Annotated in this window: 26 protein-coding genes; 12 read left to right on the top strand and 14 right to left on the bottom strand. The window is 70.0% G+C overall.

Going from position 1 to position 25,518, the window contains the following annotated elements; genetic code table 11:
* Positions 1–108 precede the first annotated feature (108 nt).
* From OG828_RS19445 to OG828_RS19425, 5 genes are all read left to right on the top strand, one after another.
* Entirely contained in the window at positions 109–1,668 is a 1,560-nt protein-coding gene (locus tag OG828_RS19445; protein WP_328358222.1) for an ABC transporter ATP-binding protein, read from the top strand.
* Position 1,669: 1 nt separating this feature from the next.
* On the top strand, positions 1,670–2,791 hold the full coding sequence (locus OG828_RS19440; RefSeq protein ID WP_328358219.1) for an ABC transporter permease: 1,122 nt from the start codon (positions 1,670–1,672) through the stop codon (positions 2,789–2,791).
* The gene (locus OG828_RS19435; RefSeq protein ID WP_328438872.1) at positions 2,788–4,062 is read left to right on the top strand and encodes an ABC transporter permease; all 1,275 of its coding nucleotides are present in this window, start codon (positions 2,788–2,790) and stop codon (positions 4,060–4,062) included. Before OG828_RS19440 ends, OG828_RS19435 begins: the two co-directional genes overlap by 4 nt.
* Positions 4,059–4,448, top strand: coding sequence for a cytidine deaminase (locus OG828_RS19430; RefSeq protein ID WP_328358213.1), 390 nt, complete (start codon positions 4,059–4,061; stop codon positions 4,446–4,448). Before OG828_RS19435 ends, OG828_RS19430 begins: the two co-directional genes overlap by 4 nt.
* 70 nt (positions 4,449–4,518) lie before the next feature.
* Positions 4,519–5,811, top strand: coding sequence for a thymidine phosphorylase (locus OG828_RS19425; RefSeq protein WP_328358210.1), 1,293 nt, complete (start codon positions 4,519–4,521; stop codon positions 5,809–5,811).
* A 237-nt stretch (positions 5,812–6,048) separates the two neighbouring features.
* Here OG828_RS19425 and OG828_RS19420 read toward each other — a convergent pair whose 3' ends face one another.
* Positions 6,049–6,972, bottom strand: a complete 924-nt coding sequence (locus OG828_RS19420) for an AEC family transporter (RefSeq protein WP_328501843.1) — start codon at positions 6,970–6,972, stop codon at positions 6,049–6,051.
* Between the two features lie 177 nt (positions 6,973–7,149).
* Between OG828_RS19420 and OG828_RS19415 the strand changes: the two genes are divergently transcribed.
* Positions 7,150–7,536 (top strand): STAS domain-containing protein, encoded by a 387-nt coding sequence (locus OG828_RS19415; RefSeq protein ID WP_328438869.1) that lies wholly within the window; start codon positions 7,150–7,152, stop codon positions 7,534–7,536.
* Here the strand turns inward: OG828_RS19415 and OG828_RS19410 are convergent.
* A complete protein-coding gene (locus OG828_RS19410; protein WP_328501842.1) occupies positions 7,420–8,433 on the bottom strand; it encodes a sigma-70 family RNA polymerase sigma factor in 1,014 nt (337 codons plus the stop codon). The two genes, OG828_RS19415 and OG828_RS19410, sit on opposite strands and share 117 nt — an antisense overlap.
* A 386-nt stretch (positions 8,434–8,819) precedes the next feature.
* Entirely contained in the window at positions 8,820–10,106 is a 1,287-nt protein-coding gene (locus tag OG828_RS19405; protein WP_328501841.1) for an MFS transporter, read from the bottom strand.
* A 62-nt stretch (positions 10,107–10,168) separates the two neighbouring features.
* Here OG828_RS19405 and OG828_RS19400 point away from each other — a divergent pair, with 62 nt between their 5' ends.
* Entirely contained in the window at positions 10,169–11,140 is a 972-nt protein-coding gene (locus OG828_RS19400) for a LysR family transcriptional regulator (RefSeq protein ID WP_328501840.1), read from the top strand.
* 101 nt (positions 11,141–11,241) lie between these two features.
* On the opposite strand, the gene OG828_RS19395 is transcribed toward OG828_RS19400, so the two are convergent.
* Positions 11,242–12,003, bottom strand: coding sequence for an alpha/beta hydrolase (locus OG828_RS19395; protein WP_328438865.1), 762 nt, complete (start codon positions 12,001–12,003; stop codon positions 11,242–11,244).
* A gap of 113 nt (positions 12,004–12,116) precedes the next feature.
* On the opposite strand from OG828_RS19395, the gene OG828_RS19390 reads away from it, so the two are divergent.
* Both OG828_RS19390 and OG828_RS19385 read left to right on the top strand, forming a co-directional pair.
* The gene (locus tag OG828_RS19390) at positions 12,117–13,280 is read left to right on the top strand and encodes an adenosine deaminase (protein ID WP_328358190.1); all 1,164 of its coding nucleotides are present in this window, start codon (positions 12,117–12,119) and stop codon (positions 13,278–13,280) included.
* Positions 13,281–13,436: 156 nt separating this feature from the next.
* Positions 13,437–13,784, top strand: a complete 348-nt coding sequence (locus tag OG828_RS19385; RefSeq protein WP_210578053.1) for an ATP-binding protein — start codon at positions 13,437–13,439, stop codon at positions 13,782–13,784.
* Between the two features lie 97 nt (positions 13,785–13,881).
* On the opposite strand, the gene OG828_RS19380 is transcribed toward OG828_RS19385, so the two are convergent.
* The 5 genes from OG828_RS19380 to afsQ1 all read right to left on the bottom strand — a co-directional run bounded on the left by OG828_RS19380 (position 13,882) and on the right by afsQ1 (position 17,712).
* Positions 13,882–14,082, bottom strand: coding sequence for a PspC domain-containing protein (locus tag OG828_RS19380; RefSeq protein ID WP_328358183.1), 201 nt, complete (start codon positions 14,080–14,082; stop codon positions 13,882–13,884).
* Positions 14,083–14,221: 139 nt separating this feature from the next.
* On the bottom strand, positions 14,222–14,773 hold the full coding sequence (locus OG828_RS19375) for a VanZ family protein (RefSeq protein WP_210578051.1): 552 nt from the start codon (positions 14,771–14,773) through the stop codon (positions 14,222–14,224).
* Positions 14,774–14,861: 88 nt separating this feature from the next.
* Positions 14,862–15,464 carry a hypothetical protein gene (locus tag OG828_RS19370; RefSeq protein ID WP_328358175.1) on the bottom strand — a complete coding sequence of 201 codons (603 nt, stop codon included), beginning with the start codon at positions 15,462–15,464 and terminating at the stop codon, positions 14,862–14,864.
* Positions 15,464–17,038 (bottom strand): HAMP domain-containing sensor histidine kinase, encoded by a 1,575-nt coding sequence (locus OG828_RS19365; RefSeq protein WP_328501839.1) that lies wholly within the window; start codon positions 17,036–17,038, stop codon positions 15,464–15,466. The genes OG828_RS19370 and OG828_RS19365 overlap by 1 nt, the downstream gene beginning before the upstream one ends.
* The gene (afsQ1, locus tag OG828_RS19360; protein WP_055611283.1) at positions 17,035–17,712 is read right to left on the bottom strand and encodes a two-component system response regulator AfsQ1; all 678 of its coding nucleotides are present in this window, start codon (positions 17,710–17,712) and stop codon (positions 17,035–17,037) included. Before afsQ1 ends, OG828_RS19365 begins: the two co-directional genes overlap by 4 nt.
* A gap of 243 nt (positions 17,713–17,955) precedes the next feature.
* Here afsQ1 and OG828_RS19355 point away from each other — a divergent pair, with 243 nt between their 5' ends.
* Entirely contained in the window at positions 17,956–18,702 is a 747-nt protein-coding gene (locus tag OG828_RS19355) for a SigE family RNA polymerase sigma factor (protein ID WP_210578048.1), read from the top strand.
* Between the two features lie 164 nt (positions 18,703–18,866).
* Here OG828_RS19355 and OG828_RS19350 read toward each other — a convergent pair whose 3' ends face one another.
* The 4 genes from OG828_RS19350 to deoC all read right to left on the bottom strand — a co-directional run bounded on the left by OG828_RS19350 (position 18,867) and on the right by deoC (position 22,917).
* Positions 18,867–19,520, bottom strand: a complete 654-nt coding sequence (locus OG828_RS19350) for a uridine kinase family protein (protein WP_443062419.1) — start codon at positions 19,518–19,520, stop codon at positions 18,867–18,869.
* 117 nt (positions 19,521–19,637) lie between these two features.
* Positions 19,638–20,537: an aldehyde dehydrogenase family protein gene (locus tag OG828_RS19345; protein ID WP_328501837.1), complete on the bottom strand. Its 900-nt coding sequence runs from the start codon at positions 20,535–20,537 to the stop codon at positions 19,638–19,640.
* Entirely contained in the window at positions 20,527–21,960 is a 1,434-nt protein-coding gene (locus OG828_RS19340; RefSeq protein ID WP_328438861.1) for an aldehyde dehydrogenase family protein, read from the bottom strand. The genes OG828_RS19345 and OG828_RS19340 overlap by 11 nt, the downstream gene beginning before the upstream one ends.
* 6 nt (positions 21,961–21,966) lie before the next feature.
* Positions 21,967–22,917: a deoxyribose-phosphate aldolase gene (deoC, locus tag OG828_RS19335; protein WP_328371989.1), complete on the bottom strand. Its 951-nt coding sequence runs from the start codon at positions 22,915–22,917 to the stop codon at positions 21,967–21,969.
* Positions 22,918–23,143: 226 nt separating this feature from the next.
* Here deoC and OG828_RS19330 point away from each other — a divergent pair, with 226 nt between their 5' ends.
* Positions 23,144–23,779 carry a PH domain-containing protein gene (locus OG828_RS19330; RefSeq protein WP_328358130.1) on the top strand — a complete coding sequence of 212 codons (636 nt, stop codon included), beginning with the start codon at positions 23,144–23,146 and terminating at the stop codon, positions 23,777–23,779.
* A gap of 58 nt (positions 23,780–23,837) precedes the next feature.
* On the opposite strand, the gene OG828_RS19325 is transcribed toward OG828_RS19330, so the two are convergent.
* Positions 23,838–24,602, bottom strand: a complete 765-nt coding sequence (locus OG828_RS19325; protein ID WP_328501836.1) for a calcium-binding protein — start codon at positions 24,600–24,602, stop codon at positions 23,838–23,840.
* A gap of 478 nt (positions 24,603–25,080) precedes the next feature.
* Here OG828_RS19325 and OG828_RS19320 point away from each other — a divergent pair, with 478 nt between their 5' ends.
* On the top strand, positions 25,081–25,470 hold the full coding sequence (locus OG828_RS19320) for a DUF1508 domain-containing protein (RefSeq protein ID WP_328501835.1): 390 nt from the start codon (positions 25,081–25,083) through the stop codon (positions 25,468–25,470).
* The last annotated feature ends 48 nt before the right edge of the window (positions 25,471–25,518 follow it).

The raw sequence follows: 25,518 nt of genomic DNA, 5'->3' as shown, positions 1-25,518 counted from the left end.
CTTTGAATGCCGTAGGGGCGCTACGCGCGTAGACGACCCCCGTCCCCAGGAGAGTGCGCCATCAACGCGTCCAGCAGCCCTCCGGCCGGCGCGGCGGTCAACGGTCAGGTGACCGCCGTCGAGCTCGCCGGGATCACAAAGCGTTTCCCGGGCGTCGTGGCCAACCACGACATCCACCTCACGGTCCGCAAGGGCACCGTCCACGCCCTCGTCGGAGAGAACGGCGCCGGCAAGTCGACGCTGATGAAGATCCTCTACGGCATGCAGAAACCGGACGAGGGCACCATCGCGATCGACGGTGAGCAGGTCAGCTTCGGCAGTCCCGCCGACGCCATCGCCCGCGGCATCGGCATGGTGCACCAGCACTTCATGCTCGCCGACAATCTGACCGTCCTCGAGAACGTGGTGCTGGGCAGCGAGAAGCTGTACGGCATCGGGGGCAGGGCCCGGCGGAAGATCAAGGAGATCTCCGAGCGGTACGGGCTGGGGGTGCGGCCCGATGTGCTCGTGGAGGAGCTCGGCGTCGCCGCCCGGCAGCGGGTGGAGATTCTGAAGGTTCTTTATCGGGGTGCGACCACTCTGATTCTGGACGAGCCGACGGCTGTGCTTGTGCCGCAGGAAGTCGACGCTCTGTTCGACAATCTGCGTGAGCTGCGGGCCGAGGGGCTGTCGGTCATCTTCATCTCGCACAAGCTGGGCGAGGTGCTGTCGGTCGCCGACGAGATCACCGTCATCCGGCGGGGGACCACTGTGGGGACCGCTGTTCCCGCCGAGACCACCTCGCGTCAGCTCGCCGAGATGATGGTCGGCAGCGAGCTGCCCACGCCGGAGACCGCCGAGTCGACCGTCACCGACCGTCCGGTCATCAGCGTGGAGAAGCTGCGGCTGGAGGCGTTCGGGGGCAAGGCGCTGCTCGACGACATCACCTTCACCATTCACGCCGGTGAGGTGCTCGGTATCGCCGGTGTCGAGGGCAACGGGCAGACCGAACTGGTCGACGCGCTCATCGGGCTCAAGGCCGCCGACTCCGGCACCATCACGCTGGCGGAGGAGGAGATCACCGGCTGGACCACCCGTAAGCGCCGTGAGCAGGGCATCGGGTACATCCCCGAGGACCGGCACCGCCATGGACTGCTCCTGGAGGCGCCGCTCTGGGAGAACCGCATCCTCGGGCACGTCACCGAGAAGCCGAACGCCAAGGGCGTATGGCTCGATCCGAAGGCCGCGCAGGAGGACACGCGCCGGATCGTCGAGGCGTACGACGTCCGCACCCCCGGCATCGACGTCACCGCCTCCTCCCTGTCCGGAGGCAACCAGCAGAAGCTGATCGTCGGCCGCGAGATGACCCACAAGCCGCGCTTCCTCATCGCCTCCCACCCCACCCGCGGTGTGGACGTCGGTGCGCAGGCCGCCATCTGGGATCACATTCGCGAGGCGCGGCGGGAGGGGCTTGCGGTGCTGCTGATCTCCGCCGATCTGGACGAGCTGATCGGCCTGTCCGACACCCTCCGCGTGATCTACAACGGCAAGCTGGTCGCCGACGCCGATCCGGCCACCATCACCCCGGAGGAGCTCGGCTCGGCCATGACCGGTGCGGCCACCGGTCATCTGGAGCACGAGGAAACCCCCGAAGACGCCCCCGAGCCCGGCGAAGACGAGGCCCGCTGAAATGAAGAAGTTCGACAAGGAGCGCGTGCTCCTCGCGGTGGCCGGACCGGTCATCGCGCTCGCCGTGGCCTTCGCGCTGAGCTCGATCGTGCTGATCGCCTCGGGCAAGAACCCGGTCGAGCCGTTCACGATCATGTTCGAGCAGATCGGGTTCTCCGACATCCAGGTCCTGGTCATCAACCAGGCCTCGATGTACTACATCGCGGCGCTCGCGGTGGCCATCGGCTTCCGGATGAACCTGTTCAACATCGGCGTCGACGGCCAGTACCAGCTCGCCGCCATGATGGCCGCGATCGTCGGCGCCCACGCCGATCTGCCGGCCGCCCTGCAGATCCCGCTGCTCCTCCTGACCGCCGTCTGCACCGGCGCCTTCTGGTCCGGTATCGCCGGTGTCCTCAAGGTCACCCGGGGCGTCAGCGAGGTCGTCGCGACGATCATGCTGAACGCGATCGCCACCTCCGTCATCGCCTACCTGTGGCTGCCGAACGTCTTCGGTGTGAAGGTCGGCAACAACAACACCACCGGCGAGATGCACGAGTCCGGCTGGGTGCCGGGCATCGACATGGGCGACGCGGGCGAGATCTACGGCCTGGTGATCCTCGCCGTGGTGCTCGGCATCGCCTTCTGGGTCACCCTCAACCGCACCCGGTTCGGCTTCGACCTGCGCGCCTCCGGCGCCTCGGAGACCGCCGCCGCGGCCAGCGGTGTCGACCCCAAGCGCATGGTGCTCACCGCCATGCTGCTCTCCGGCGGCCTCGCCGGTCTCGCGGGCCTGCCGATCCTGCTCGGCGACGCCCACACCTACAACCTCAACTTCCCCACCGGCATCGGCTTCCTCGGTATCGGCATCGCCCTGCTCGGCCGCAACAGCCCGGTCGGCATCGCCTTCGCCGCCCTGCTGTGGGCCTGGCTCGACAAGGCCTCGCCCGAGCTGGACTTCCACGACTACGACAAGGAGATCGCGGTCATCATGCAGGGCCTGATCGTGCTCTCGGTCGTCGTCTCCTATGAGGCCGTACGCGAATGGGGTCTGCGCCGCCAGCAGCGCCGCGTCGGCGCTGAACTGGCCGCCGGTCACGTCCTCGGCGCCACCAACACCACGAAGGAGGTGGCTGGCCGATGACCGCCCCCATCTCGGCGACCGACGTCAACCAGCCCACGCTGCAGCCCGCGGCGCCGACCGGCCGGCGCCTGTCGTGGCCCGTCGTGCTGCTGGTCATCGCCGGAGCCCTGGCGCTGACCTCGATCGTCCGCATCATCACCGGCGCCGACGGCATCACCAACGTCAGCCAGATGTCCACCGCGCTCCAGCTCGCCGTGCCGATCGGTCTCGCCGGTCTCGGCGGTCTGTGGGCCGAGCGCGCGGGCGTCGTCAACATCGGCCTCGAGGGCATGATGATCCTCGGCACCTGGTTCGGCGCCTGGGCCGGGTTCCAGTGGGGCCCGTGGACCGGTGTCCTCGTCGGCATCATCGGCGGCTGCGTCGGCGGTCTGCTGCACGCCCTCGTCACCGTCACCTTCAACGTCAACCACATCGTCTCCGGTGTGGCCATCAACATCCTCGCCCTGGGCGCCACCCGCTATCTCGCGCCTCTCGCCTTCGAGGGCCACGAGGGCGGCTCCGCCAAGCAGTCCCCGGCGATCGACTCGCTCGGCAACTTCACGGTGCCAGGTCTCTCCGACGGCCTGCGGGACCTCAACGAAAAGGGCTGGTTCTTCATCTCCGACGTCGCCGGACTGCTCGGCGGCCTGATCACCAATGTCTCCTGGCTGACCCTGATCGCCGTCGCGCTGATCCCCGCGACCTGGTGGATCCTGTGGCGCACGGCGTTCGGTCTGCGGCTGCGGTCCTGCGGTGAGAACCCGGTCGCCGCCGAGTCGCTCGGTGTGAACGTCTACAAGTACAAGTACCTGGCCGTCATCATCTCGGGCGGTCTGGCGGGCCTCGGTGGCGCGTTCCTCTCCATCGTCGCCAACCCCTTCTATCTGGAGGGCCAGGTCAGCGGTCGCGGCTACATCGGCCTCGCCGCGATGATCTTCGGTAACTGGATGCCGGGCGGACTCGCCATCGGCGCGGGCCTGTTCGGCTACACCGACAGCCTCAACCTGCGCGGCGGCTCCGAGAACGTCCACGCGCTGCTGCTGCTCGGGGCGCTGCTGCTGGTCATCGGCGCGATCTGGCTGGCGTTCCGGAAGAAGTACACCTCGTCCGCGGTCACCCTGCTCATCGGCGGCCTGGTGTTCGCCTGGTACGCCGGCACCAACGAGGTTCCCAACCAGGTCGTCTCGGCCACGCCGTACGTCATCACGCTGATCGTCCTCGCGTTGTCCGCCCAGCGGCTGCGCATGCCGAAGGCGGACGGCATGCCGTACCGGAAGGGACAAGGCAAGTGACCGTCGACTGGGAGGCCCTGCGGTCGGTGGCGAGGGACGCCATGTCCCATGCGTACGCCCCCTACTCGGGCTACCCGGTCGGCGTCGCCGCCCTGGTCGACGACGGCCGCACGGTCTCCGGCTGCAATGTCGAGAACGCCTCCTACGGGCTCGGGCTGTGCGCCGAGTGCGGGCTCGTCTCGGAGCTGCAGCGCACCGGCGGCGGCCGGCTGACGCACTTCACCTGCGTCGACGGCAAGGGCGACATCCTCGTCCCGTGCGGCCGCTGCCGGCAGCTGCTGTACGAGTTCGGCGGCCCGGACCTGCTGCTTGAGACACCGGCGGGCATCCTGCCGCTGTCTCAGATGCTGCCGCAGGCCTTCGGGCCGGGGCACCTCGCCAAGTAACTCCCGTGCGGCCCCTTCGAACCGGATCGGAGGGGCCGCGCACTTTCTTGCTCTTTTCGGAAGGAACGCCATGGCTGCTTTGTCGACGGATGCCATCTCCGTCATCCGTACCAAGCGGGACCGCGGTGAACTCAGCGACGTGCAGATCGACTGGGTCATCGACGCGTACACCCGCGGGGAGGTCGCCGACGAGCAGATGTCCGCGCTCGCGATGGCGATCCTGCTCAACGGCATGAACCGCCGGGAGATCGCCCGCTGGACGGCCGCGATGATCGCCTCCGGCGAGCGCATGGACTTCTCGTCGCTGTCCCGTCCCACGGCTGACAAGCACTCGACGGGCGGGGTCGGCGACAAGATTACGCTTCCGCTGGCCCCGCTGGTCGCGGCGTGCGGGGCGGCCGTGCCCCAGCTGTCGGGCCGAGGCCTCGGCCACACCGGCGGCACACTGGACAAGCTGGAGTCGATCCCCGGCTGGCGGGCGCTGCTCTCGAACGAGGAGATGCTGTCCGTGCTGGACGGCGTCGGCGCGGTTATCTGCGCGGCGGGCGACGGCCTGGCCCCCGCGGACAAGAAGCTGTACGCCCTGCGCGATGTGACCGGCACGGTCGAGGCGATCCCCCTGATCGCCTCCTCGATCATGTCGAAGAAGATCGCCGAGGGCACGGGCTCGCTCGTCCTGGACGTCAAGGTCGGCACGGGCGCGTTCATGAAGACCATCGAGGACGCGCGGGAACTGGCGTCCACGATGGTGGGCCTGGGCACCGACCACGGCGTCAAGACGGTCGCGCTCCTGACGGACATGTCGACCCCGCTGGGCCTGACGGCCGGTAACGCCCTTGAGGTCCGGGAGTCGGTCGAGGTCCTGGCGGGCGGCGGCCCCTCGGACGTCGTGGAGCTGACCATCGCCCTGGCCCGCGAAATGCTCGACGCGGCGGGCATCCGTGACACCGACCCGGCGAAGGCCCTGGCCGACGGCTCCGCGATGGACGTCTGGCGGCGCATGATCGCGGCACAGGGCGGCGACCCGGACGCGGAACTGCCGGTGGCGCGCGAGCAGCACGTGGTGAAGGCGAGCGCCTCCGGCGTCCTGACCCGCCTCGACGCCTACGACATCGGCGTCGCCGCCTGGCGCCTCGGCGCGGGGCGTGCCCGCAAGGAGGACCCGGTCCAGGCGGGCGCGGGCGTGGAGCTGCACGCCAAGCCGGGAGACACGGTGACCGAGGGCCAGCCCCTGCTGACCCTGCACACGGACACGCCGGAACGCTTCGCGTACGCCCTGGAGGCGGTGGAGGGTTCGTACGACGTCTCGGCGGCGGGGACGGACTTCAAGGCGTCGCCGGTGGTGCGGGAGCGTATTGCCTGACGCGCCTGAGCGCTCCGCTGGAAGTGCCGTGACGGGCCGTCGATCGTCTGCGGCACCATCGTGGCTGGTCGCTCCCCCACTCTCGAATTCGCTCGAGCGGGGGGACCCCCATCGCGGCGGAGCCGCACATTGATACAGCCCCGCGCCCCTTCGGGCGCTGCCCGAACCGCAGCCGACTTCGCCAGGCCCTAAAGGGGCCGGAACCTTCGGGCTCCGGCCCCTTTCGCCTGCGTGCCCTCAGCCGAGCAGGGTCGCGACGACCACCAGGACCGGTACCGAGAGCGCCGTCGACAGCAGGATCGAGTCGCGTGCGAGTCGCTCGGCCACCCGGTATCTCGACGCGTAGGTGAAGAGGTTCTGCGCGGCCGGGAGTGCCGACGTGACGACCACGTCGAGGAGTTGGGCGCCGTGGAGGCCGAAGGCGCCGGCCGCGAGTGCCCAGGCCGCCGCGGGCTGGCCCACCGACTTCAGCGCCACCGACAGCAGGACCAGATGCCGGTCCGGACCCCGGCCGGGCATCGTGCTGCCGCACAGGGAGATGCCGAAGGCGAGCAGGACGGCGGGGACCGACATGTTGCCGATCAGGGTCACGGGGTCCATGACGGGGGCCGGGACGCGGAGGCCGGTCGCCGAGACCGCGACGCCGGCCAGCGAACCCAGGGCGATCGGATTGCGCAGCGGCGTCAGGAGCCTCAGCCACAGCGGCTCCTTGCCGTCCCGGGCGGTCGAGAGGTCCAGCACCGTCAGCGCGATGGGCGTCAGCAGCAGGAGCTGGAACAGCAGCACCGGCGCCACCAGCGAGGCGTCACCCAGGACGTACACCGCGATCGGGATGCCGAGGTTGCCCGAGTTGACGTAGCTGGAGCACAGCGCGCCGATCGTCGTACGCCCCGGGCCCCAGCCGCGTACGGCACCCACCGCGATGAACACGCCCGCCGCCGCTGCCGTGCTCAGCGCGGTCACCAGCAGACGGCTGGAGAAGACCACCGACAGGTCGGTCTGCGCGAGCGTGGTGAACAGCAACGCCGGGGACGCCACGTGGAAGGCCAGCTTGGTCAGTACCTCGCGGCCATGCTCGCCGAGGTGACCGCGGCGGCCGAGCACATAGCCCACCGCGATGACGACCGCGATCACCGCGAAGCCCGTCAGCACCCCCTGCACAGCGCCTCCTCAGCGGTGAGGAAGCCGTGGGGTATCGCCGGAGGTGCTGATTCATGGAGCATGCACCCAACCCTCCGGGGAAGGCGGGACGCAGGTCAATGTGATCCTTCGCGGGCCGCGCGCGGGTGTACGGCAGCCTGCGGTGTGGGTGTACGGCACGTCCAGCGCGGCGCCCCGATGAGTTACGCCCGCCCGCCCGGTCTACCGCTCGTGGACGCCATGACACCCGCAGTACTCGTGCTGACCGGCCCCGTCACCAGGGACGAGGTGACAGGGCTGTGCGACGACGTGCGGGCGCTGCTGGAGGCGACGGAGGCCGGGGTCGTGGTGTGCGACGTCGGCGGGCTCGGACCGCCGGGGCTCGGCACCGTCGACCTGCTGGCCCGGCTGGAACTCGCCGCCCGGCGGGCCGGAGGCCGCATCCGGCTCCGCGATCCAGCCCCCGCCCTACACGCCCTCCTCGACCTGGTCGGTCTCCGCTTCGACATGGAGGGGCAGCCCGAACAGCGGGAACCAGCGTTCGGTGTCCAGGAAGCAGTGGAACCCGGTGATCCGGCCGTCTGATATCTCCAGGACCTGCACCGCCCACGGGGTGAAGCCGCCCTTCTCCGGGTCCGGCTTGTACTGGGCGAAGCCCGGCAGGCCGTTGACCTGGACCGGCACCAGATGGGAGCCGGCGCACGGGGCACCGAGCGTCGTCATGAAGCCGGTGATGTCCTTGACGCCGGTCAGCCACAGGTCGAACGGCGGCATCGTCATGATCGCGTCCTCGTGCAGCAACGCCGTCAGGGCCGTCATGTCATAGCCCTCGAACGCCGCGACATAGCGCTCCAGGAGCTTCTGCTGCTCCTCGTCCAGCGGGTCGGAGACGGTGGCATCCGCACCCGGCTGCTCCCGCTCCGCGAGCGTCGCCCGCGCCCGCTGCAGCGCGCTGTTGACCGACGCGACCGTCGTGCCGAGCAGTTCGGCGACCTCGCTCGCCTTCCAGGCCAGGACCTCGCGCAGGATCAGCACCGCGCGCTGCTTGGGCGGGAGTTGCTGGAGGGCGGCCATGAACGCGAGCCGCACGGACTCCTTGGCGATGGCCGCCTCCGCCGGGTCGGCGGTGGTGGGGAGCACGCGGGCGTCCGGCATGGGCTCCAGCCAGGTGTTGTCCGGGCGGGGGGAGAGGGCGGCCTGGGCGAGAGGGGTGGAGTCGGTGAGGTCCATCGGCCGGGCGCGTTTGTTGCCTGCGGTGAGCATGTCCAGGCAGACGTTCGTCGCGATTCTGTAGAGCCAGGAGCGGACGCTGGAGCGGCCTTCGAACTTGTCGTAGCTGCGCCAGGCTCGGATGAGGGTGTCCTGCACCGCGTCCTCCGCCTCGAAGCTCGAGCCGAGCATGCGGTAGCAGTAGCCGGTCAGCTCGGTCCGGTGTGCTTCGAGCTTGGTGTCCAGGTCTGTTGTCGTCGTGATGTCGGTCATCGATCGTCCACCCACCCCTGTGGCCGTGCCTGTGTCGTACGCCTCATTGCGTCCAGCACTTCGGAAGCTACCGCAGCCCACTGACAATGGCGTGCGGAGTGGATGAACGTGCAGGTCAGGAGAGTTCGCCCCCGCCGCCCCTACCCGTCCCATCCCCCAGGGGCTCCGCCCCTTCGACCCCGCCAGGGGGCTCTGCCCCCTGGACCCCCGCTCCTCAAACGCCGGAGGGGCTGGATTTTCAGCGCCGGGTCGGCATCATTCAGCCCGTCCGGCGTTTGAGGACGAGGCCGTTCAGGCCGAAGCGGGGGTCTGGGGGCGGCAGCCCCCAGGGATGGGACGGGTAGGGGCGGCGGGGGCGAGGAAAATCCGTTGTCGGACCCGGCGTCTCAGTGCGCCGTCGCCGGGTCCCGTCGTGCGGCGACCCTTGCCGCTGCGACGGATCCGAACACCGTGATGGTCACGACGCCGAGTACCGCCAGCAGTCCGACCCCGACGGTCCCGGCCCAGCCCCCTGCGTGGAAGGCCACCGCTCCGGCCGTGCTGCCCGCGCTGGAGCCGATGTAGTACGCCGACTGGTACAGGGCCGAGGCCTGGGCGCGGCCCGTGGTCGCCGTCTTGCTGACCGCCGAGGACGCCACCGCGTGGCCCGCGAAGAAGCCTGCCGTGATGAGGATCAGGCCGAGCAGGACGAGGGGGAGCGAGTCCGCGATGGACAGCAGGAGGCCCGTCGCCGTCGTGCCGCCGGCCAGGTACAGCGCACCCCTGCGGCCCAGGCGGCCCACCAGGCGCCCGGCCGTGGACGCCGACACCGTGCCGACCAGGTAGACCAGGAAGATGGAGCCGACGATGCCCTGCGGGAGGCTGAACGGCTCCTCGGTCAGGCGGTAGCCGATCACCGTGTACACGCCGCCGAAGACGGTCATGAACAGCGCGCCGATCGCGTACAGACGGCACAGCAACGGGTTGGCGAGGTGATCGCGCACCGTGCGGGCCAGCACGCGGGGCCGTAGCGAGCCCGGCCTGAAGTGCTTCGGGGAGGGCAGCAGCAGACGGAACGCCACCGCGCAGGCCACGGCGAGCGCGCCGATCACGCCCACCGCGACCCGCCAGCCCCACTCCTGCGCGACCCACCCGGTGATGACCCGGCCGCTCATCCCGCCGACGCTGTTGCCCGCGACGAACAGACCGATGGCGGTCACCAGCGCCTTCGGCCGGACCTCCTCCGCCAGATACGCCGTCGCGGAGGCCGGAAGCCCCGCCAGCGCCGCGCCCTGCAACGCCCGCAGCGCGACCAGCGCGGGCAGCGAGGGGGCGAACGGGACCAGCATCCCGACCGTCACCGCCACCACCAGCGACGCCGTCATGACCGTACGACGGCCATAACGCTCCGACAGCGCGCTCATCGGAAGGACGAACAGCGCCAGACCGCCCGTCGCCGCCGCCACCGTCCAGCTCGCGTCACTCGCCGTCACCCCGAACTCGCCGGAGATCAGGGGGAGGAGGGCCTGGGTGGAGTACAGCAGCGCGAAGGTCGCCACGCCCGCGAGGAACAGGGCGAAACTCATCCGGCGGTAGCCGGGCCCGCCCGGAGCCATACGGGAGTCGGAGGAGACGGCGGGAACAACGGAGTCGGCGCCCACGGTGGTGGACGCCTCGGTACTGGCAGCAGGCATGCCTCGAAGGTAAAGAGCCCGCACTCATCCGTCCAATGCATGGAATCGGCATAATCGTTCCCATGGTGCATCAGCAGAGGTCACAGGCCCGCCTGTCACCGTCCAGTGACACAGAAGACATGACGACCATGACAGACATGTCGATGCTGCTCGCTCCCCGCCTCGCCTACTTCGCCGGCGTCGCGCGCACCGAGCATGTGACCCGGGCCGCGCAGGAGATGAACGTCCCGCAGTCCACCCTCTCCCGAGCCATGGTCCGCCTCGAACAGGACCTGGGCGTCGACCTGTTCGCCCGCCGCGGCCGTACGGTGTCCCTGACCCCCGCCGGACGCACCTTCCTCACCTCCGTCGAGCGCGCCCTCGCCGAGATCGAGCGCGCCGCCGACGAGGTGCGCGCCGACGCCGATCCGGCCGCCGGCAAGGTCGCGTTCGGGTTCCTGCACACCATGGGGTGGGAGACCGTCCCCGGCCTCATCAGCGCCTTCCGCGCCGACCATCCCCGCGTCCGCTTCAGCCTCGTCCAGAACTACGGCGAGGCGATGATCGAGCGGCTGCGCGCGGGAGAACTCGACCTCTGTCTCACCTCACCCGTCCCCGACGCCCCGGACCTCGTCGCCCGCCGCCTCGACGAGCAGAAACTCCGCCTCGTCGTCCCGGCCGACCACCGCCTCGCCACCCGCAAACGCATCCGCCTCGCCGAGGCCGCCGACGAAACCTTCGTCACCCTCGAACCCGGCTACGGCCTCCGCCGCATCACCGACGACCTCTGCAAGGAGGCCGGATTCAAGCCTCGAATCGCCTTCGAGGGAGAGGAGGCGGAGACCCTGCGGGGCCTGGTCGCGGCCGGGCTGGGGGTGTCCCTCCTACCGCCGCCCGCCGTGCCACGCCCGGGCGTCGTAGAACTGACGGTCACAGCCCCAAGAGCGGCACGAGAAATCGGCGTCGCGTGGCTCGACGGCCACCCGGACACACCCCCAGTGGCGGCGTTCAAGAGGTTCCTACTGTCAAAGAGAGGGAACTTGCTCCCGACCTAGCCGCATCGCCCTCAGGGGCGCGGGGCTGTATCGATTTGCGGCTCCGCCGCGTGGGCGCGACCAGCCACAACGAACCCGCACACCCCCACCCACCCCAACCATCAACGGCGAAGGGACCGCCCAAAGCCGGAGGCAAGCGGCATGCGCAACCCCAAAGGAGGCGGAGCCGCAAACGCATCCTCAACCGGCCGCGAAAACGCCCGCCCGAACAACGCCCCCATCACGAAGTCCTCCGCAAGAGACAGCACTTCATCCCGATGCTGCTGCAAGCCATGACGATCGGAGTGAACCTCGAACCGGCACACGTTCCGGTTGGACTTCTTCGCCCGCTCCGCGAGCCGGAACGACAGCTCCGGGTCGGTGCGCTCGTCGTTCGTGCCGTGCACGATCATCACCCGCCGCCCGGCGAGCTGCTTCACCGGTTCGGGCGGCGCGGCCACGTCGTCCTCCGGCAGCCAAGGGCCGAGTGCCAGCACGGAGTTGACGGCGTCGTGCCCGGCCGCGCGCAGGGCCGCCCGGCCGCCCATGTCGATGCCGGCGAGGCAGACGGGGACGTCGCCATAGCGTCGTACGACCTCGCTGGCCGCCCAGGACGCGTCGCGGGCGAGATGCGCCTCGCTGCCGTTCCAGCCGCGGTAGCGGTAGTGCACGACGTGGGTCACCAGCCCCTCGTCGCGGCCCGCGCGCGCCAGACGGCGGCCCAACGCCCGTACGGACGCGGCTGCCAGCATCGGGGAGGGTCGGCGGCCGGAGACCTCGTCGCCGCCGGGGAGCAGCAGCACCGCCCCGCCGACCGCCCTCGGCTCCGGGCCGAGCGTCCTCCCCAGCCGGGCCGTGCGAACCGGCGTCGCTTGCTGTGCCATGACAGAACAGTGTCAGAAGTGGGGGTGTACGCGACCCTGCCGCACGGTCACCGTTGCGTATCGACGGATTCGCGCGACGCGCGATCTACGCGCGTAGGAGTTAGAGTGCGAAAATGACGAGCCAGACTGCCCCGATGGGAAACACACCGAGCTCGGACCAGATCCGCCGGGCACCCAAGGTTCTGCTGCACGACCACCTCGACGGCGGGCTGCGCCCCGGCACGATCGTCGACCTCGCCCGCGCGACGGGCTACTCCCAGCTCCCCGAGACCGACCCGGACAAGCTCGGCGTCTGGTTCCGGGAATCCGCCGACTCCGGTTCTCTGGAGCGGTACTTGGAAACGTTCTCCCACACCGTCGGTGTCATGCAGACCCGTGAGTCGCTCGTCCGGGTCGCCGCCGAGTGTGCCGAGGACCTCGCCGAGGACGGCGTCGTGTACGCGGAGGTGCGGTACGCGCCCGAGCAGCACCTCGAAGGCGGGCTCACCCTCGAAGAGGTCGTCGAGGCCGTCAACGAGGGCTTCCGGGAAGGCGAGCGGACCGCCCGCGCGAACGGCCACCGCATCCGCGTCGGCGCCCTGCTCACCGCCATGCGGCACGCCGCCCGCGCCCTGGAGATCGCCGAACTCGCCAACCGTTACCGCGACTTGGGCGTCGTCGGCTTCGACATCGCCGGCGCCGAGGCCGGCTACCCGCCCACCCGGCACCTGGACGCCTTCGAGTACCTCAAGCGCGAGAACAACCACTTCACCATCCACGCGGGCGAGGCCTTCGGCCTGCCGTCCATCTGGCAGGCCCTCCAGTGGTGCGGCGCCGACCGGCTCGGGCACGGGGTGCGGATCATCGACGACATCCAGGTGCACGCCGACGGCTCGGTGAAGCTCGGGCGGCTCGCCTCGTACGTACGGGACAAGCGCGTCCCGCTGGAGCTGTGCCCCAGCTCCAACCTGCAGACCGGCGCCGCGGCCTCGTACGCCGAGCACCCGATCGGGCTGCTGCGGCGGCTGCATTTCCGGGCCACGGTGAACACCGACAATAGGCTGATGTCCCACACCAGTATGAGCCGGGAATTCGAGCACCTAGTCGAGGCATTCGGGTACACCCTTGACGACATGCAATGGTTCTCGGTCAATGCTATGAAGTCAGCATTCATTCCTTTCGATGAACGGCTGGCGATGATCAATGACGTCATCAAGCCGGGATACGCCGAGCTGAAGTCCGAATGGCTGTTCCGCGAGAACGCTTCCACCAGCGGTTCTACGGCATCCGAGGGCTGATCGGGGTTTGATCTCGGGCTGTTCCGGGGCGTCAGCGCACACGAAATTCTGACGGCATTCACAACCTGCCCGCATTTCGGTATTTGCGGTGGGCGGCGAGGGATGTTTACGGTTGTGAACAAATCCCCGTCGGCCCTATTCAAGGACGCATTCACGATGAAGCAGTCTGCTGCCAAGACCCTCGGTGTCGCCGCGCTCGGTGCCGCCTTCGCCGCCGCCGGAACCGGCGCCGCGCACGCCGCCCCGGCCGTCGTTCCGGACACCGGGTCGGTGGTGAACACCGCCAAGATGGTCACCGCGGCGCTGCCGGCGGAGGACGTCTCCAAGACCCTGCCGGCCGGTGAGAAGGAGCGCGGCGTCGAGGGGGCGTACGTGCTCACCCCGGTCACCGGCCCCACCCTCGCCGGATGGGCCCTGGCCCAGGGCCTCACCTCCCCGGCCTCCCTGCTGCTCGGCGGGATGCCGGTGCAGGCCGTGCCGGTCCAGGCGGTGCCGGTGGGCTGAGCTGAGCCCTCGAAGCGCGCCGATGGGGCGCACCCCGTTGCTCGGGGTGCGCCCCATCGGCGTTGATGCGCAAGGCGCTTACCAGTACGCCAGGGACTTACCAGGACGTGCGGGCCTTCTCCTCCGAGGGCAGGAAGATCCACAGCGCGATGTAGAGCAGGAACTGCGGGCCCGGCAGCAGACAGGACAGGACGAAGATCACGCGCATCGTGGTCGCGGAGGTGCCGAAGCGCCGTGCCAGCGCAGCGCACACTCCGCCGATCATGCGGCCGTTGGTGGGGCGGGCAAGGGCGGTCATTGCGGCTCCTTCGTGTTGTTTGGCTCGTTCGCCTCCGGGGCGCCCCTTCGGCTCACTCGCGGTGCGTTGACGCGAGGCCCCTCTGTGGTGGCCTCATCTGTCTTCAACGCTACGGCGACGAAGGGGGCAAAGCGTCGCTCTACGGTGCGATCCCGACCCTGGGAATCGTCGGGGTGCGACCCTGAGCCGGCTCCTCCTGGCGGACGGTCGTACGCCGTTTGCGCTCGGTCCTGCGGCGGAGCGCGAGGCGACCCGCCGGGACCAGCGTCAGATGCGCGAGGGCGACGCCCACCGTGTTCAGCAGGAGCGAGTCGACGTCGACGATCTGGCCGGGCACGCCGGTCTGCAGGAGTTCGATGCCGAGCGAGATCAGGGCGCCCGCGGTGATCGTACGGACCAGGGAGCCGAGCGGGGAGGCGAGGAGTCTGCCGTGGGCCAGCGGGAGCAGCACGCCCAGCGGCGCGAGGAGCGCGAGCCCCTCGCCGATGCGCCGGGCCGCCTCCGGCCAGCCCAGCGCCAGATCGGCGCGGATGCCGGCGAACGGACGCAGATTGGCGGGCATCACCCAGGGGACGTCCAGCGGACGCAGCGTGAGCCAGGCGACGAACGCGAGGTGTGCGGCGAGGAGGACACCCCCTGCCACACGGATGCGAATCGCGGCGCCGCCGCCGATGGAGCCTTCACGCTGCACGCCCCCCTAGACGCGGCCCTCGGCACGATCGGTTCCGCAATGTCGACACACAGTGTTTGAGGCATACGACACAGGGCTCGAACCGAGGTCAGCCGCCCGTGACCCCCGTCGACGGCGGCGTCTGTGTGCCCGGCCTCGAGCGGACCTCGTCGGTGCATTCGTAGCGCTGTACGGGTCCGGTGTCCGGGCCGCCGAGGATCACTGAGCCGTCGCCCTCGGCCGCGGCGGAGTCGGAGAGGGTGCAGACGGTCTGGGCGAGGGCGTAGGAGGTGAGGTCCTCGGGCGGGGTGCTCAGCCGCAGCGCGTCCTCGGGGTCGCCGGGGCGCGGGCCGTCGACGGTCATGCCGCCGCGTACGTCGGTGGTGTACCCGGCTTCCTTCTCGGCCGCCGACGGAGTCTGGGCCAGCTCGTCGAGGAGCTCCTGCGCGACCAGCACCCGCCGCTCGGAGTCCACGGCACCGTCGGGCACCCGTACGGTCCGGTCGACGGCCACCAGCGACGAGCGGCACAGCAGGAAGACCTGGACCGGCAGCCCGCGCGAGGCCTGCGTCGAGGCGTCCTGCTCGGTCTGCGCGCACTGCACGCGCGACGGCGCGGGCCCGAAGTCCGTCGGCACCTCGGTGGCCCGGATCCCGCACCCGGCCAGCAGCACGGCGAGCACGGGAACGGCCGCCCATCGGCGTACGGTCATCAGGCCTCCCCCTCCGCGCGCTTGCCGTTCTTCTTCTCGTCGGTCTCCTGCGCCGTCAGCTCCGACGCGTCCCGCGGCAGCGACAGCGTGAACACCGCACCGCCTTCGGAGGAGTTGGCGGCGGTGATCGCGCCGCCGTGGATGTGTGCGCTCTCCATGGCGATGGACAGGCCGAGCCCGCTGCCCTCGGAGCGCGGCCGGGAGGCGCTCGCCTTGTAGAAGCGGTCGAAGACGTGCGGCAGGACGTCCTCGGGGATGCCGGGCCCGTGGTCGCGCACCTCGATGACGACGTCCTCGACCGCCTCACGCACCGACACCTGCACCGGCGACCCGCCGTGCTTGAGCGCGTTGCCGATCAGGTTCGCCATGATCACGTCCAGGCGGCGCGGGTCGAGCCGGGCGTGGATGCCGCGCTCGGCGTTCAGTTCCACCGCGTCCAGCCAGGCCCGCGCGTCGATGCAGGCGGTGATCTGGTCGGCGATGTCGACGTCGTCCAGGACGAGCCGCGCGGTGCCCGCGTCGAAGCGGGTGACCTCCATCAGGTTCTCGACCAGGTCGTTCAGCCGCCGCGTCTCGCTGACGACGAGCCGTACGGCGGGCTCGATCATCGGGTCCATCGACCCGGACTCCGCCTCCAGCTCCTCCTCCAGGATCTCCGTCACGGCGGTGATCGCGGTGAGCGGCGTACGGAGTTCATGGCTCATGTCCGCGACGAACCGCCGGGACGAGTCCTCCCGCGCGGCCATCTCGGCGACCCGCTTCTCCAGCGCTTCTGCCGCGTCGTTGAACGTCCTTGACAGATCGGCGAGTTCATCGGTCCCGGACACCCTCAGCCGGGTGTCCAGCTTGCCCTCGCCGAGCCGCCGGGCGGCGACCCCGAGCCGGTGCACGGGCTTGAGTACGGTCGTGGCGGCGGCCTGCGCGAGCAGTGCGGAGCCGATCAGCGCCAGGCCCGTGGCGATCCCCAGCGACCAGGCGAGGGAGTTGAGGTCCTTCGCCTCCGGCTCCAGCGACTTGAGCATGTAGCCGGTCGGCCCGCCGCCGATCACCTTCGTGCCGGCCACCAGATAAGGGGTGCCGTCCTCGACGGTTCGCTGCCAGTACAGGTGGTACGCGTACTTGTTGTTCGCGTTGACCTCCTGCTCCTTGTTCACCGCCGTACGCAGCGACTTGGGCACGTCCTGGAGCGCGAAGCCGTCCAGGGCGCCGGAGTTGCCGTACACGGTCCGGCCGCTGTCGTCCTGGGCGACGAGCAGCACGCTGAAGCGCTGGCTGCTGTTCGCCATCTGGCCCGCGGTGTGCTGCAGTTCGTCCTGGGTGGGGTGCTCGGGCAGGGCGCCCGCGCGGTTCTGCATCTCCTGCTGGAAGTCGGCCAGCACGGCGTCCTGGGTGCGGGTGAGCACGGCCTCGCGGTTGAGCCAGTACGCGATCGCGGACGCGGACACCGCGGCGGTCAGCGCGACCAGGCCGAAGACGACGACCAGCCGCAGCCGCAGACTGGTGAAACGCAGCCGGGCCACCTGTCGTGCGCGTGCCGCGGCCCAGCCGCGGAAGCCCCCGTGCGCTGGTGTCACTGAGGACTGTCCAGCCGGTAGCCGACGCCGCGCACCGTCCGGATCAGCGTCGGGGACGACGGCACGTCCTCCACCTTCGCCCGCAGCCGCTGCACACACGCGTCCACCAGCCGTGAGTCACCGAGGTAGTCGTGCTCCCACACCAGCCGCAGCAGCTGCTGCCGGGACAGCGCCTGACCGGGCCGCCGGCTCAGCTCGAGGAGCAGCCGCAGCTCGGTCGGCGTGAGCTGGAGATCCTCGCCGTTCTTCGTCACGGTCATCGCCGCCCGGTCGATCACCAGGCTGCCGAAGGTCGCCGCGTCGTTCGCCTCCCGCTCCCCGCGCCGCAGCACGGCCCGGATCCGGGCGTCGAGCACCCGTCCCTGCACGGGCTTGACGACATAGTCGTCGGCACCGGACTCGAGACCGACGACCACATCGATGTCGTCGCTCCGCGCGGTCAGCAGGATGATCGGCAGCTGGTCCGTGCGCCGGATGCGCCGGCACACCTCGAAGCCGTCGATGCCGGGCAGCATCACGTCCAGCACGATCAGGTCCGGCCGCTGCTCGCGCAAGAGCTTCAGACCGTCCTCACCGGTGGCAGCGGTGGCAACCCGATGTCCCTGGCGCGTCAGTGACAGCTCCAGGGCCGTACGGATGGCGTCGTCGTCCTCGATCAGCAACAGGGAAGGCACGCGCTCATTCTGGCCCATGCGGGGCTGGGGTTTCGACACTTGTACGGCTCCGTGCACGTAGCGCTGTTTTCCGTGATCGGACTGTGAGGTACCTGTCACAGACCCCTGTGACAGGTCTGTGACAGTCGGCGGACACGGCCATGAAGTCGGCTCGGCAAGCTTTTGGGCACAGGCAAGGAAGCGAGGCCGCAGACCAGGCCGAGCGAGAACGAACACCGGGAAGTCCACGACGGGGGGCGCGAGATGAACACGCTGCACAGCACGAGCGCAAGCGCAGTTGTCACGCGTCTGCACGACGTGAACGGGGGCCGGGGTTCCGAGAAGTCCGGTGCCGTGAGCGGGCGGGGGTGCGCTCGCGGCACCGGGCGTCAGCACACCGCGTACATGACGGTGGTTGACGGTCTCACGGGGGAAACGCACGGGGGAACCGCGTACGGGGAGGACTCGGGGGAGCGTCGGCGCTCGCTGTCGGAGGCGGAGTTCACCGCCTACGTCCAGGAGCGCCGCGCCTCCCTGTACGCAACCGCCTACCACCTCACCGGTGACCGCTTCGAGGCCGAGGACCTGCTGCAGAGCGCGCTGTTCTCGACGTACCGGGCGTGGGACCGGATCAGTGACAAGGCCGCGGTCGGGGGCTACCTCCGCCGCACCATGACGAACCTGCACATCAGCGCGTGGCGGCGCCGCAAGCTGAACGAATACCCGACCGAGGAACTGCCGGAGACGCCCGGCGACACGGACGCGATGCGCGGCACGGAACTGCGCGCGGTCCTGTGGCAGGCGCTGGCCCGGCTGCCCGAACTCCAGCGGACGATGCTGGTCCTCCGTTACTACGAGGGCCGCACCGACCCGGAGATCGCGGAGATCCTCGACATCAGTGTCGGCACGGTGAAGTCCAGCATCTGGCGGTCGCTCCGCCGGCTGCGCGAGGACGAGGTCCTCAGCTTCGGCCGTGACGAGGAGGAGTCCTTCGGGGAGCTTGTCGCCTGAAGGTCTGGGGGGAAGCAAGTAACGGGGTAGCACGGGGGAACGGTTCCGGGGGGAACCAACGGGGTCACGGGGGACCACGGGGGAGCACAAAGGAGCGGGACTGGTGGGCCGGGGGGTCCGTCCAGTCCCGCTTTCGTGTGTGCGGTACGACGCCGGGGCGGCGCCTAGACCGCCGTACGCGCCGTCGCGCACCGCCCGGCCGCCGCGTCCGCCAGCCGCCCCATCGCCTCGTCGCGGTCGCAGGCGTACGCGCCCAGCGCGGTCTGACGGGCCACGATGGACCGCTCGGCACGCATCAGCCGCCAGCCCCGCCGCAGCAGGAACGGCACGGACTTGCGCCCCTCCTTCAGATCCCGCAGGAAACGGCGCCGGAAGGTCCGCACCGGTCCGCGGCTCAGACACAGCGCGTCGGCCAGGACGCCGAGCTCACGGCAGCGCGTGACGATCTCGGCGGCGAAGATGCCCTCCGCGATGAACAGCGGGGTGCGCCCGATGTCGACGGTCTCCGCGCCGGTGCGGGCGCTGCGGGAGATGTCGTACAGCGGGACGTCCGTACGACCCGTGCGGCACAGCTCCGCGATGGCGGCGACGGCGGTGTCCGCGTCCCAGGAGTCGGGATGGTCCCAGTCGATGTCGGAGCTCCCGAGGACCTGCGGCAGCGTCGGGTCGTCGCCCTCCTTGTAGAAGTCGTCGAGCCGCAGCACCGGAAGACCGGAGCGGGCGGCGAGCAGGGACTTGCCGGAGCCGGAGGGGCCGCAGAGCAGCACGACTCGCGTCGGTATGGCCGGTTGGGAACTCACGGGACACCAGTGTGGCATTCACTTGCCGTTCATCGAAGCCGTGGGTCGGCATGTGAAGTGCGCATCACAGAGAGCCGCGCCTTCCCTGGACGGAGGGGAAGCGCGGCTCTCCGGTCTCGGGCGGCTCCAGTACCTCTAATACGACGAGCCGGACGCGCCCAGCGACCCCGTCGGGTGCCAGACCGTCTTCGTCTCCAGGAATGCCGTCAGGCGCTCGGTGCCCGGGGTCGCCGTGTAATCCACAGGCTGTGGACGCAGGACGCGCTTGAGGTTGTCGGCCGCCGCGATCTCCAGTTCCTTCGCGAGTACGTCATCGGCGCCCGCGAGGTCGATCGCGTTGACGTCCTGGTGCGCGGCCAGGGGCGCCGCGATCTCCGCCGTACGGCCGGAGAGGAGGTTGACGACACCGCCGGGCAGGTCGGAGGTGGCCAGCACTTCGCCCAGCGACAGGGCGGGCAGCGGGGACTTCTCGCTCGCCACCACGATCGCCGTGTTGCCGGTCGCGATCACCGGGGCGACGACCGAGACCAGGCCCAGGAAGGACGACTCCTGGGGGGCGAGGACGGCGACGACGCCCGTCGGCTCGGGCGAGGAGAGGTTGAAGAACGGGCCCGCGACCGGGTTGCCGCCGCCGACCACCTGGGCGATCTTGTCGGTCCAGCCCGCGTACCAGACCCAGCGGTCGATCGTGGCGTCCACGACCCCCGCCGCCTTGGACTTGGAGAGTCCTTCGGCGTCGGCCACTTCGCGCGTGAACTGATCGCGGCGGCCCTCCAGCATCTCCGCGACGCGGTAGAGGATCTGGCCGCGGTTGTACGCGGTCGCGCCGGACCAGCCGCCGAAGGCCTTGCGGGCGGCGACCACCGCGTCCCGGGCGTCCTTGCGGGAGGAGAGCGGCGCGTTGGCCAGCCACTTGCCCTTCGAGTCCGTCACCTCGTACACCCGGCCGCTCTCGGAACGCGGGAACTTCCCGCCGACGTACAGCTTGTAGGTCTTGAAGACGCTGAGTCGCTGCTGCTCGGACTTATCGGACATCGAGGTACGCCTCCAGGCCGTGGCGGCCGCCCTCGCGGCCGAAGCCCGACTCCTTGTAGCCGCCGAAGGGCGAGGTCGGGTCGAACTTGTTGAACGTGTTGGACCAGATCACGCCCGCGCGGAGCTTGTTCGCCACCGCCAGGATCCGCGAACCCTTCTCGGTCCAGATGCCCGCCGACAGCCCGTACGGCGTGTTGTTGGCCTTGGCGACCGCCTCGTCCGGGGTGCGGAAGGAGAGGACGGACAGCACCGGGCCGAAAATCTCGTCGCGGGCGACGGTGTGGGCCTGGGTGACGTTCATGAAGAGCGTCGGGGCGAACCAGTAGCCGGAGGAGGGGAGTTCGCACGGTGCGGACCAGCGCTCGGCGCCCTCCGCCTCGCCCTGCTCGACCAGGGACGTGATGCGCGAGAGCTGTTCGGCCGAGTTGATCGCGCCGATGTCCGTGTTCTTGTCCAGCGGGTCACCGAGGCGCAGCGTCGACAGACGGCGCTTCAGGGACTCCAGCAGCTCGTCCTGGATCGACTCCTGGACCAGCAGCCTCGATCCCGCGCAGCACACCTGGCCCTGGTTGAAGAAGATCCCGTTGACGATCCCCTCCACCGCCTGGTCGATCGGGGCGTCGTCGAAGACGATGTTCGCGCCCTTGCCGCCGAGTTCGAGGGTGAGCTTCTTCTTCGAGCCGGCGACCGTGCGGGCGATCTCCTTGCCGACCGCGGTGGAGCCGGTGAAGGCCACCTTGTTCACGTCCGGGTGCGCGACCAGGGACGCGCCCGTGTCGCCGTATCCCGGAAGGATGTTGACGACGCCCTTGGGCAGACCGGCCTGGCGGCAGATGTCCGCGAAGAACAGGGCGGAGAGCGGGGTCGTCTCGGCGGGCTTCAACACCACCGTGTTGCCCGTCGCCAGCGCCGGGGCGATCTTCCACGCCAGCATCAGCAGCGGGAAGTTCCAGGGGATGACCTGGCCGGCGACGCCCAGCGGCCGGGGGGCGGCACCGAAGCCGGCGTGCTCCAGCTTGTCCGCCCAGCCCGCGTAGTAGAAGAAGTGCGCCGCTACGAGGGGAAGGTCGGCGTCCCTCGTCTCCTTGATGGGCTTGCCGTTGTCCAGCGTTTCCAGGACGGCGAGCTCGCGGGCGCGCTCCTGGATGATGCGGGCGATGCGGAAGAGGTACTTGGCGCGCTCGGAGCCGGGCAGCGCCGACCACTTCTCGAAGGCCTTGCGGGCGGCCTTCACCGCCCGGTCGACATCCTCGGCACCGGCCTGGGCGACCTCGGAGAGGACCTCTTCGGTGGACGGCGAGACGGTCTTGAAGACCTTGCCGTCGGCCGCCTCCACGAACTCGCCGTCGATGAACAGGCCGTAGGACGGGGCGATGTCGACGATCGAGCGGGACTCGGGTGCGGGTGCGTACTCAAAAGCCATGATGGATCAGTCCACCGTCACGTAGTCGGGACCGGAGTAGCGGCCGGTGGCCAGCTTCTGACGCTGCATCAGCAGATCGTTCAGGAGCGAGGACGCGCCGAAGCGGAACCAGTGGTTGTCCAGCCAGTCCTCCCCGGCGGTCTCGTTGACCAGAACGAGAAACTTGATCGCGTCCTTGGACGTACGGATGCCGCCGGCGGGCTTCACGCCCACCTGCACGCCGGTCTGGGCACGGAAGTCGCGCACCGCCTCCAGCATGAGGAGCGTGTTCGCGGGAGTGGCGTTGACGGCGACCTTGCCGGTCGAGGTCTTGATGAAGTCGGCGCCCGCCAGCATGCCGAGCCAGCTCGCGCGCCGGATGTTGTCGTACGTCGACAGCTCGCCGGTCTCGAAGATGACCTTCAGGCGGGCACTCGCCCCGCAGGCCTCCTTCACGGCGACGATCTCGTCGTACACCTTCATGTAGTTCCCCGCGAGGAAGGCCCCGCGGTCGATGACCATGTCGATCTCGTCGGCGCCCGCGGCGACGGCCTCGCGGACGTCGGCCAGCTTGACGACGATCGGCGCGCGGCCCGCCGGGAAGGCGGTGGCGACCGAGGCGACCTTGACCGTGGAACCGGCGACGGCCGCCTTCGCGGCGGGCACCATGTCGGGGTAGACGCAGACCGCGGCCGTGGCGGGGGCCGTACGGTCGGTCGGGTCGGGGCGGACCGCCTTGGCGCCGAGCGCCCGGACCTTGCCCGGGGTGTCCGCGCCTTCCAGCGTCGTCAGGTCGACCATCGAGATGGCGAGGTCGATCGCGTACGCCTTCGCGGTCGTCTTGATCGAACGGGTACCGAGTGAGGCGGCACGCGCCTCCAGGCCGACCGCGTCGACGCCGGGCAGCCCATGGAGGAACCGACGCAGCGTGCTCTCGGAGGCCGCCACGTCCGTGAGGGTATGTGCAGTGGTGGGCATGGTCACCAGACGAGCATATCTACGCGCGTAGCGGCTGTACACCCCGAGAAGCGGTTCCTTGTCAGGAACGAGCAGGGGTTCCTTGTCGGGAAGGGGAGCTGTCCCACCTAGGGGCGCGGGGAACTGCGCGACAAGCCACAACGGACCCGCACTCGCCATCAAGCAGATCCCCTACGGCGCCTGGGCGCACAAAACCCACCCACCGTGCTGAGGCAGAATCATCCGCATGACCACCCCCGACCCCGAGAACAAGGACCGCGTCTTCCGATCGAGCGGCGGCATCGCAGGCGGCGTCCTCCTGCTGGGCCTCGTCGCCTGGCTCGGCATCGACGCCCTGTTCCAGGGCAACGGCCGCACCCCCTGGCTGGCCCTCGCCGCGATGATCCTCGTCGTCCCGCTGATCGTCGCCTTCACCGTGCGCCCCGCCGTGTACGCGAACGAGGACCGCCTCCGCATCCGCAACCCCTTCCGCGTGATCGTGCTGCCGTGGGGGCAGGTCGCCTCGTTGCGCTCGGGCTACTCGAACGAGGTCGTCGACCGGTCCGGCAAGAAGTTCCAGCTCTGGGCCATTCCGGTCTCGCTGCGCGCCCGCAAGAAGGCGGCCCGGCGCGAGGCGCGCGCGATGGCGAGCGGCGAGGACACCACGCGTGGCCTCGTGCAGGGTGGTCTCCGCAATGTGCCGGACGGTCCGACCCGGGCGGCGAGCGACCAGGCCATGGACGATCTGCGCGAGCTGCAGGAGGCCCGGGGGGCGGCGAAGACCGCGCAGGGCGAGGGCGTGGTCGTGCGCTGGGCGTACGAGATCGTGGGCCCCGCGGCGGCGGGCGCGGTGCTGCTGGCGATTCTGCTGGCGGTGGGCTGACGGGCGATCGCCCGCCGGCCCACCGCACGTCGTTCTCAGGGGCCGGCTTTCTCAGGGGTCAGCGCACGTCCACGAAGTCGCCCTCGGACACCGCGGCCGCGGTCGTGTTCGTGCCGGCGTAGGACCAGCGGTAGTCACCGTCGGAGTACGCGCGGACGGTGGTGGAGAGGGTGCCGTCGGCGGCGGTCTTGACGGTCTTGACGGTGCTGTAGGTGGCGCAGCCCTTCTGGCGGAACTGCAGAGCGACCGGCCGGCCGGCCTCGGCGGCGACGTTCGTGCCGTTCGCCCAGTCGGCGTTCTGCATGCCGCCCTTGACGGTGAGGACCTTGCCCCACTTCACCGGCTCGGGGGTGGCGTCGACGGTGAGCCGGGTCTCGCGCCGCAGGGAGAAGGTGGCCGCGCTGTCCAGGAACTCGGCGTCGCCGTCGGAGGCGATCGCGAAGGCGCTCACGCTCCAGGAGCCGGCCAGCGCGTCGTCGGCCGGGGCGGTGCCGGGGGCCAGGTCGAAGGTCAGCGCGCAGGTGCTGGTCGCGGCGGTCGTCGGCCCGCAGGCCCCCGTCGAGGCCACGGTGGCGTCCTGGGCGGCGTAAGACCCGTGGTAGAGCGTGGCGTTGATCGTGTCGAAGCCGGTCGGGTCGGTCGCGGTGACCTCGACAGTGACGGTTCTCGCGCTCGTGCCGACGACAACGGGGGCACCGCTGTTGACGACGACGCTGGTGATGTCGGTGTCGCCGAACTGCTCGTCCGCCTGGGCGGCCGGAACGGCGAGTGCGGACAGGGCTATGACGCCGCACGCGGCGACGGCAGCAGAGTAAATGCGCATCCGAATTCCCCAAGTTTGAATGCCACGACCCGCCAATCCCCGTTCGGCGGGCCCGAATTGACGTGGGCAGCGTACTCATGGTGTGGAGATTTCGGAACGTTTTTGGCGGTCGGGTGAAGAGGGTTGCCGATTTTTCGGGAAAGGACGTGCGGGCCGAATATCGGGTGCGCCGATTCCATGGAAAACCGAAGGGAAAACTCAATCGGAATTTCAGCGGACCTGGCGACCACCTACGCGTACCACGGGCCCGGCGGCAGGCCGCGCGACGGCAGCCGGAGGCCTTCATTCCCCTCTCGCGCCCGCTGTGGGACCGCTGTGTGAACGAGGGGCAACTTTCGAATGAAGCATGCCGGGGGCAACTAAGGCAGGGCGAACGTTGTCACTCGGGTCTCACTACCCTGCGGGTGCCGCATGAACGGCGAACCGTCGTCGGCACATGCGGCCTTCCGGAAGACGGGATCCGCAGGGGTGGGGATGGATGGCGGCAAGACAGGGGGGCGCGGCCGTACCCGGCACGCGCTGCCAAATAGACATATCCGCAGACGGCAGTTACCTGTGGCGGCTCACCGCCACGAACGGGCGGGTGGTCGCCGTAGCGGCCCTGACGTACCGCAGCTACGCCGAGTGCAGAGCGGCGTTCGAGGAAATGTGCGCGGGCGTCGCGGGTTTACCGGGGGGCGTGCACCACACCTCCGAGGGAAACGGCTGGGTCTGGCGACTGCGTGAACCCGCCGGCGGTGCTTTGGCGGTGTCGTCGCGTTCCTATGAGCGGCACTCGACGTGCCAGGCCGCATATGAGCGGTTCCGGGCGCTTCTGGGCGATCTCGGTTCGGGGGGCGGCGTGATCGCGTGGGACGACATGAACTGAGCCGGCCGAGCCAGGGGCTCGGCGATTCACGGGAGGGGCCGGGGCTCG

This window comes from Streptomyces sp. NBC_00457, assembly GCF_036014015.1.
Classification (GTDB): Bacteria; Actinomycetota; Actinomycetes; order Streptomycetales; family Streptomycetaceae; genus Streptomyces.
Note: the sequence above shows the minus strand (reverse complement) of the source record. Positions and strands in the feature narration are given on the sequence as shown.

What these genes read in the sequence shown, in the direction of transcription:
- OG828_RS19340 (WP_328438861.1), bottom strand. Translation starts at nt 21,960, where the DNA reads ATGGCTTTTGAGTACGCACCCGCACCCGAGTCCCGCTCGATCGTCGAC.
- OG828_RS19400 (WP_328501840.1), top strand. Translation starts at nt 10,169, where the DNA reads ATGGTGCATCAGCAGAGGTCACAGGCCCGCCTGTCACCGTCCAGTGAC.
- OG828_RS19415 (WP_328438869.1), top strand. Translation starts at nt 7,150, where the DNA reads ATGAGTTACGCCCGCCCGCCCGGTCTACCGCTCGTGGACGCCATGACA.
- OG828_RS19345 (WP_328501837.1), bottom strand. Translation starts at nt 20,537, where the DNA reads ATGTCCGATAAGTCCGAGCAGCAGCGACTCAGCGTCTTCAAGACCTAC.
- OG828_RS19390 (WP_328358190.1), top strand. Translation starts at nt 12,117, where the DNA reads ATGACGAGCCAGACTGCCCCGATGGGAAACACACCGAGCTCGGACCAG.
- OG828_RS19350 (WP_443062419.1), bottom strand. Translation starts at nt 19,520, where the DNA reads ATGCCACACTGGTGTCCCGTGAGTTCCCAACCGGCCATACCGACGCGA.
- deoC (WP_328371989.1), bottom strand. Translation starts at nt 22,917, where the DNA reads ATGCCCACCACTGCACATACCCTCACGGACGTGGCGGCCTCCGAGAGC.
- OG828_RS19320 (WP_328501835.1), top strand. Translation starts at nt 25,081, where the DNA reads ATGGCGGCAAGACAGGGGGGCGCGGCCGTACCCGGCACGCGCTGCCAA.
- OG828_RS19330 (WP_328358130.1), top strand. Translation starts at nt 23,144, where the DNA reads ATGACCACCCCCGACCCCGAGAACAAGGACCGCGTCTTCCGATCGAGC.
- OG828_RS19355 (WP_210578048.1), top strand. Translation starts at nt 17,956, where the DNA reads ATGAACACGCTGCACAGCACGAGCGCAAGCGCAGTTGTCACGCGTCTG.
- OG828_RS19440 (WP_328358219.1), top strand. Translation starts at nt 1,670, where the DNA reads ATGAAGAAGTTCGACAAGGAGCGCGTGCTCCTCGCGGTGGCCGGACCG.
- OG828_RS19385 (WP_210578053.1), top strand. Translation starts at nt 13,437, where the DNA reads ATGAAGCAGTCTGCTGCCAAGACCCTCGGTGTCGCCGCGCTCGGTGCC.
- OG828_RS19325 (WP_328501836.1), bottom strand. Translation starts at nt 24,602, where the DNA reads ATGCGCATTTACTCTGCTGCCGTCGCCGCGTGCGGCGTCATAGCCCTG.
- OG828_RS19370 (WP_328358175.1), bottom strand. Translation starts at nt 15,464, where the DNA reads ATGACCGTACGCCGATGGGCGGCCGTTCCCGTGCTCGCCGTGCTGCTG.
- OG828_RS19380 (WP_328358183.1), bottom strand. Translation starts at nt 14,082, where the DNA reads ATGACCGCCCTTGCCCGCCCCACCAACGGCCGCATGATCGGCGGAGTG.
- OG828_RS19425 (WP_328358210.1), top strand. Translation starts at nt 4,519, where the DNA reads ATGGCTGCTTTGTCGACGGATGCCATCTCCGTCATCCGTACCAAGCGG.
- OG828_RS19395 (WP_328438865.1), bottom strand. Translation starts at nt 12,003, where the DNA reads ATGGCACAGCAAGCGACGCCGGTTCGCACGGCCCGGCTGGGGAGGACG.
- OG828_RS19435 (WP_328438872.1), top strand. Translation starts at nt 2,788, where the DNA reads ATGACCGCCCCCATCTCGGCGACCGACGTCAACCAGCCCACGCTGCAG.
- OG828_RS19405 (WP_328501841.1), bottom strand. Translation starts at nt 10,106, where the DNA reads ATGCCTGCTGCCAGTACCGAGGCGTCCACCACCGTGGGCGCCGACTCC.
- OG828_RS19410 (WP_328501842.1), bottom strand. Translation starts at nt 8,433, where the DNA reads ATGACCGACATCACGACGACAACAGACCTGGACACCAAGCTCGAAGCA.